This window comes from Kitasatospora sp. NPDC056181, from assembly GCF_042266225.1.
Lineage (GTDB): Bacteria > Actinomycetota > Actinomycetes > Streptomycetales > Streptomycetaceae > Kitasatospora.
The window spans coordinates 47,134-53,133 of sequence record NZ_JBHJUK010000052.1 but is presented as its reverse complement, the minus strand read 5'-3'; the positions used below and the strand labels follow the sequence as shown (position 1 = coordinate 53,133).

The 6,000-nt window shown below is 73.8% G+C and carries 6 protein-coding genes; 4 read left to right on the top strand and 2 right to left on the bottom strand.

The window, feature by feature from the left end; all coding sequences use genetic code 11:
* The 3 genes from ACFC1F_RS20820 to ACFC1F_RS20810 all read left to right on the top strand — a co-directional run.
* A partial coding sequence (locus ACFC1F_RS20820; protein ID WP_376160167.1) for an acyl-CoA dehydrogenase family protein occupies positions 1-344 on the top strand: 344 nt, incomplete at its 5' end.
* A 145-nt stretch (positions 345-489) separates the two neighbouring features.
* A complete protein-coding gene (locus ACFC1F_RS20815) occupies positions 490-1,245 on the top strand; it encodes a TetR family transcriptional regulator (RefSeq protein ID WP_209415234.1) in 756 nt (251 codons plus the stop codon).
* 274 nt (positions 1,246-1,519) lie between these two features.
* Positions 1,520-2,902, top strand: coding sequence for a chloride channel protein (locus tag ACFC1F_RS20810; protein WP_376160165.1), 1,383 nt, complete (start codon positions 1,520-1,522; stop codon positions 2,900-2,902).
* Between the two features lie 50 nt (positions 2,903-2,952).
* Here the strand turns inward: ACFC1F_RS20810 and ACFC1F_RS20805 are convergent, their stop codons facing one another.
* Entirely contained in the window at positions 2,953-3,354 is a 402-nt protein-coding gene (locus ACFC1F_RS20805) for a hypothetical protein (RefSeq protein WP_376160163.1), read from the bottom strand.
* Between the two features lie 49 nt (positions 3,355-3,403).
* Positions 3,404-4,075: a MarR family winged helix-turn-helix transcriptional regulator gene (locus tag ACFC1F_RS20800; RefSeq protein WP_376160161.1), complete on the bottom strand. Its 672-nt coding sequence runs from the start codon at positions 4,073-4,075 to the stop codon at positions 3,404-3,406.
* Between the two features lie 253 nt (positions 4,076-4,328).
* On the opposite strand from ACFC1F_RS20800, the gene ACFC1F_RS20795 reads away from it, so the two are divergent.
* The gene (locus ACFC1F_RS20795) at positions 4,329-5,345 is read left to right on the top strand and encodes a DUF2278 family protein (protein ID WP_376160159.1); all 1,017 of its coding nucleotides are present in this window, start codon (positions 4,329-4,331) and stop codon (positions 5,343-5,345) included.
* Positions 5,346-6,000 lie beyond the last annotated feature (655 nt).

Sequence of the window (6,000 nt, the reverse complement as noted above, 5' to 3'; positions counted from 1 at the left end):
GCGAGCGCAAGCAGTTCGGGAAGCCGATCGGTGACTTCCAGGGTGTGCAGTTCATGCTGGCGGACATGGCGATGAAGCTGGAGGCGGCGCGGCAGTTGACGTATGCGGCGGCGGCGAAGTCGCAGCGGGGGGACGGGGACCTGACGTTCTTCGGGGCGGCGGCGAAGTGCTTCGCGTCGGACGCGGCGATGGAGATCACGACGGACGCGGTGCAGTTGCTGGGCGGGTACGGGTACACGCGGGACTACCCGTTGGAGCGGATGATGCGGGACGCGAAGATCACGCAGATCTACGAGGGCACCAACCAGATCCAGCGGATCGTGATGGCCCGCAACCTGCCGTAGTCCGGCGCGCGGCGGTGCACCCGGCGGACCGCGGTGCACCGCCGGACACGCGGGTCCGGCTGTTCGAAGCCGGTGCTATGTTCCGGGAATGAGCGAGAAGGAAGAACAGGACCAGCCCATGAACGACGGGCCGCCGAAACCGGCGATGCGCGAGGCGCTGGTCGCCGCCGCCTTCGAGCTCTTCCTGGAACGAGGCTTCGAACAGACCACCATCGACGACATCGTCTCGCTCGCCGGGGTCGGCCGGCGCTCCTTCTTCCGCTACTTCCCGGCCAAGGAGGACGTGGTCTTCCCCGACCACGAGCGCAGCCTCGCCGAGATGACGGAGTTCCTGGAGTCCGGCAACGGCGAGGAGGACCCGGTCCGGCACGCCTGCGACGCCGCCCGCCTCGTCCTGCGGATGTACGCCGAGCAGCCGTCCTTCTCCGTGCAGCGCTACCGGCTCACCCGCAAGGTGCCCGGCCTGCGCGCGTACGAGCTGTCGGTGGTCTGGCGCTACGAGCACACGCTCGCGCACTACCTGCGCGGCCGCTTCGCCGACCGGCCGGACGGCGCGCTGCGGGCCGACGTGATCGCGGCCGCCGTCGTCTCCGCGCACAACCACGCGTTGCGGACCTGGCTGCGCTCCGGCGGCGAGAGCGACTGGATCGCCGAGGTGGACGCGGCGATGGCCTTCGTCACCGGCACCTGGAGCGACCGTCCGGCCGACAGCGCGTCGGGTGGTGGGGCATCGGGCGGGGCGTCCGGCGGGGCATCGGGTGGCGCGGCTGCCGGCTCCGGCGGTGAGGAGGATCCGGACGACGTGGTGGTGCTGGTCGCCAGCCGCCGGGTGCCGCTCTGGCGGATGGTGCAGGGGATCGAGAGCGCACTGGGGGAGACCCGCCAGGTGCAGCCACGGTGAACCCGTGACTCTTCCGGGCTTCGCGCTCTTCTGAGCCTCCTGGGCTTCCTGGCCTCCCGGACCACTCGGCCTTCTGAACGGCGCTGCCCTCGCGACGGCGCTTTCCTTGCGACGGCGCTGCCCTCTCGACGGCTCACCCGTGCGGCGTAACCCGCCAGGGGCGCGCCGTGCGGAGCGCGTCGGTTACCGTGCGCGCCCCTGCGCCCCGGGCGAGACTCGGTCCCAGGACGGGGCAGGGCGGCGGCGGGCCCCGGGGAGCGCGAGGGAGCGGGCATTGTCCGAGCAGACCAGGACGGCGAGTGGCGGCCCCACCCTGCAAGAGGTGTTGCTGAGGAAGGGGTACCTCGGACTGCTGCTGGTCTCGGCCCTGGTCGGCATCCCGGTCTCGCTGGCCGCGTTCGGCTTCGTCAGCCTGGAGCACGAACTCCAGCACTGGATCTGGGAGAGCCTTCCCGACGCCGCCGGCTTCGACAGCCCGCCCTGGTGGTGGCCCCTGCCGGCGCTGCTGCTCGCCGGTCTGCTGCTGGTCCCGATCGTGACCCGGTTCCCGGGCCGCGGCGGCCACATCCCGGTGGACGGGATCGGCGGCCCGCCGACCATGCCGAAGGCCGTCCCCGGCGTGGTGCTGGCCGCCCTGGCCTGCCTGCCGCTCGGCGCGGTCCTCGGCCCCGAGGCGCCGCTGATGGCAATGGGCAGCGGCCTGGCCCTGCTCGCGGTCAGCTCCGCCAAGCGGACGTCCCAGCCGCAGTTGGCACCCGTGCTCGGTGCGACCGGCTCGGCGGCGGCGATCTCCACCATCTTCGGCAGCCCGTTGGTCGCCGCCGTGATGATGATCGAGGCGGCCGGGCTCGGCGGCCCACGGCTGATGGCGCTGATCCTGCCGTGCCTGTTGGCGAGCGGCATCGGCGCACTGGTCTTCACCGGCTTCGGCCACTGGACCGGCCTGTCGATCGGTGCGCTCTCACTGTCGTCCGAGCCGCCGGCGGGCACCCCCGACCCCGGCGACTTCCTCTGGGGCATCCCCGTCGCGGCAGCCGTGGCGGTGCTCTGCGTGGCGGCCCACACGATCGGAGAGCTGGTCAGGACGTACACCAGCGGCAGGCCGCAGGGGCCGGCACCGACCGCCCGCCGGACGGCGGCCCGCACGGTGGTCTGCGCGGTCGCGGTCGGCGCCTGCATCTCCGCGTACGCGCTGCTCACCGGGCGCTCACCCGCGGAGGCGGCCCTGTCCGGGCAGATCACCCTCGGGGCGCTGGCCGCCGACCCGGCCTCCTGGTCGATCGGGGCGCTGCTGGCGCTGGCACTCTGCAAAGCGGTCGGCTGGGGCATCGCGCTCGGCAGCCTCCGCGGCGGCCCGATCTTCCCGGCGCTCCTGATCGGCGCTGCCGTCGGGGTGGCCTGCGCCCCGCTGCCCGGCTTCGGCGACGCGCCGGGCCTGGCGGCCGGGCTCGCCGCCTCCGCCGCGGCGGTCACCCGGCTGCCGGTCACCAGCGCCGTGCTCGGGGCGGCGCTGCTCGGCGCGGACTCCGTGAACACGATGCCGCTGTTGATCGTCTCGTCGGTGACCGCAGTGGTCGTGGGGGAGATGGCCCGAAGCCTCGTCCGGCGTCCGGCCGCCGTCCCGCGGGACGGGCACGACCGGGCGCAGGCGGGCTGACGCCGGGCCGGCCCGCGCCTCCGGCGTTCGTGTCGGATCTGCTCCTCCGGCTACGCCGGCGGGGCGGCGGCGGCCATCAGCGGGCCCCACGGGGTGGCGTCGAAGATCAGCGCGATCGAGGCGATTCGTCCGTCCCACAGCCGGAAGTGCTCGGCGGTGCGCTGGGTGCCGACCGGCGAGGCGGTGTGCACGTCGTACACCAGCGTCGCCTCCTCCGGACCGTACAGCTCGCTGAGCAGCTCGACGCCGGTGACCAGTCCGAGGAAGCCGTCCAGCCCCGCGAGGTGGCCGGTCGGGCTGGACGAGGTGATCAGCGGGCTGCGGAAGGCGAACGGCTCGCCGGTCTGCGCCGCGGCGCCCGTCACGTCACCCCGGAACCGGGCCTCGTGGTACGCCCTGACGGTCTCCCGGGTCCGGCGAGTCTGCCGGGCCTGCCGTTCGGCTGTGCTCACAGTGTTCTCGGTGCTCACAGTGCTCGTGGTGTTCCCCCTCCTGGTGAGTTCAGGGCTTCCTGTCCGGCTGCTGCGGACGGTCGAGGTACTGCTCGATGCGCTGCTGGTTCTCCACCAGGCGGAGGCAGAGGTGGCGCAGTTGGGCCAGCTCGTCGGGCGAGAACCCGTGGAAGACCGCCGCCATGGCGCGCTCGGTCGGCGCCCGGAACGCCTCCAGCCAGGCCCGCCCCTCCGGGGTGATGGCGACCAGGACGGCCCGCCGGTCGCGGGGGTCGGGCAGACGCCGGGCGAGGCCCTCACGTTCCAGGGTGTCGACCAACCCGGTGACGTTGCGCGAGCTGACGCCGCCGGCCCGGGCCAGCTCGCCGACAGTGAGTCCGGCCGTGCCGATTGCGCTGCTCGTGCTGGTCATACCGGTTGTTCCGGTCGTATCGGCTGTATCGGTCGGGGTTGCCGCGCCCGCCTCCCCGGCCGCGTTCAGCCGGATCAGCACGTCCAGTGCGCCCGAGCTGAGCCCGCGCCCCTGGGTGCCGTGCGTCCGCAGCCGCTCGACGGCGTGGAAGGCCGAGCGCGCGGCGGCCGCGGCCTCCAGGGCGAGGGTGTCCCCGTCACGGGTGAACCCGGTCATGGCGGACCGGACCCGGGTGTCGTACAGCCGGCCCTCGGCATCGCGGTCGAGCGGACCGGCGGCCGGTTCCTCGGATTTATGTACGTACTTCATAATGAAGTCATTCTGTAGATCGGGAGCGGTGCGTGTCAACGCCCGGGCGGCAGCACCACTCGCGAGCGGAGGCGGCCCCAGGCCGACGAGGTGTGTCCGGGTCAACGACGGCGGGCCGTGCACCCGTTCGGCGGACAGCCGGTGAACATCCGTCGATTCGCCGGTGCCGACCGCGGTCCGTGCGGCATAACGGAGGGGTGCCCGCCCAGCACGGCGCACCGGAGCCCACCGGACCGGCCGAAGGACCTCACCGATGCCCCTGAAGAACTACGGCGTGCTCGCCGCCACTGCCGTCGAGCGGCGCCGCGAAGGCGCCGCCGACACCCCGCACTACCAGATCCACCTGCGCGACGCGCAGGGCACCGACTACCGGGCGGCGGTCAACGTCCAGTCGCAGCAGTCCCCTTCGGACCTGCTCTACGTCGTCGTGGACGACTTCCGGCACCCGCTCACCGCGCTGCTCCCCGCCGCCGGCAGCGGCTGGACCGACCTCCCCTCGAAGCCCGGCACGGCGAGTCTGGACTTCATCCGCGGCAACCTCTTCGACCCGGCTGCCCTGCGCACGTTGCCGCCCGACGCCCCCGGTGCCGACAACGACCTCGCCGACCTGCTCGACCACTACGTCCAGCGCGCGATCAACGACCCGGCCGCCGCCGTCTACCTGATCGGCCAGCGCTTCGGCCCCGAGCCGACCGTCCCCGACAAGGTGTTCGGCTTCACGCCCGGCAACGGCGTCCACGACATCCACATGAACCAGGGCAACAGCGGCCGCTTCCGCGCGGACGACGGCGTCTACCAGGACGGCGGGCTGCTGATCCACCTGCCCGCCGAGGACCGCTGGATCGCCGTGTTCCTCGCCTTCCAGTCGCAGGCCTGGCACACCGACGACGCCACCGGCCACACTCTCCCGGGCACCCCGCCGCGCCCCACCGACCCGACCGGCCACGACGCCGCGCTGCGCATCGTCGCCGCCGTGGTCAACCCGGTCGGCCCGGCTCCCGAGGACGAGACGGTCACCGTGCTCAACACCTCCGCGGCGCCCGTCGACCTGGCCGGCTGGCACCTCGCCGACCAGGCCAAGCACCGGCTCGCCCTGCCCGCCGGGCCGCTGGCCGCCGGGGCCGCGCTCACCGTGCACGGCGCCGGCGGCTTCGAGCTCGGCAACCACGGCGGGGCGATCACCCTGCTCGACCCGAGCGGCCTCAAGGTGCACGGTGTCGCCTACACCGCCCGCCAGGCCGCGGCCGAGGGCCGGACGATCACCTTCTGAGGTGATCCGACACCTTCCGACACCCTCCGATGTCTTCTGATGCTCCCTGACTCCCTCTGACGCCTTCTGGCGCCTTCTGGCGTTCGTAGGCCGTCGCGGGCCGTCGCGGGCCGTCGCCGGATCCGGGTGCAGGCCCGGGCCCGGTGACGCTGCCCGCCCCTGCCGGTCTCCTCTTGTCCCTCGTCCGAGTGAGCCCCGGATTTCACCGGGCCCGGCCGGGGCAGATCCCGCCCGTGACCACCTCCACACCGCGCCGCCGGCGTCGTCGCCCGGCCGCTCCGCACCGGAAGCCGGCCCCCGCCAAGACCGCTCCCTCCACTCCTCCTCCGGCCTCGGCGGCGGCACCGGCCACCGCCAAGCCGCCAACCGCGTCGGCCAAGCCGCTTGAGCCGTCCGTCCCTCCCGTGTCGACCGCACCGCGGGGCCCCGCGCCCGCGGCCCGGCGGACAGGGTGCTGCGACGCCTCCGTCACCGAGCACCGCTCCCTCGGCGGCACCGTCATCCGCACGCGCCGCCACCACCCCGGCTGCCCGGTCTGGAGCGCCCGTTGACGACCCGGACGCGGGCTGACCGAGCGCCGCCCCGTGCCACCCACGCAGCTCCGGGCCGCACCCTGTCGCTCCAGGCCGTGCCACGCCGCTCCGCCCTCGCCCGG

Excerpts from the sequence above, each read along its gene's own strand:
- ACFC1F_RS20815 (WP_209415234.1), top strand. The coding sequence starts at position 490 with ATGCGCGAGGCGCTGGTCGCCGCCGCCTTCGAGCTCTTCCTGGAACGA.
- ACFC1F_RS20800 (WP_376160161.1), bottom strand. The coding sequence starts at position 4,075 with ATGAAGTACGTACATAAATCCGAGGAACCGGCCGCCGGTCCGCTCGAC.
- ACFC1F_RS20795 (WP_376160159.1), top strand. The coding sequence starts at position 4,329 with ATGCCCCTGAAGAACTACGGCGTGCTCGCCGCCACTGCCGTCGAGCGG.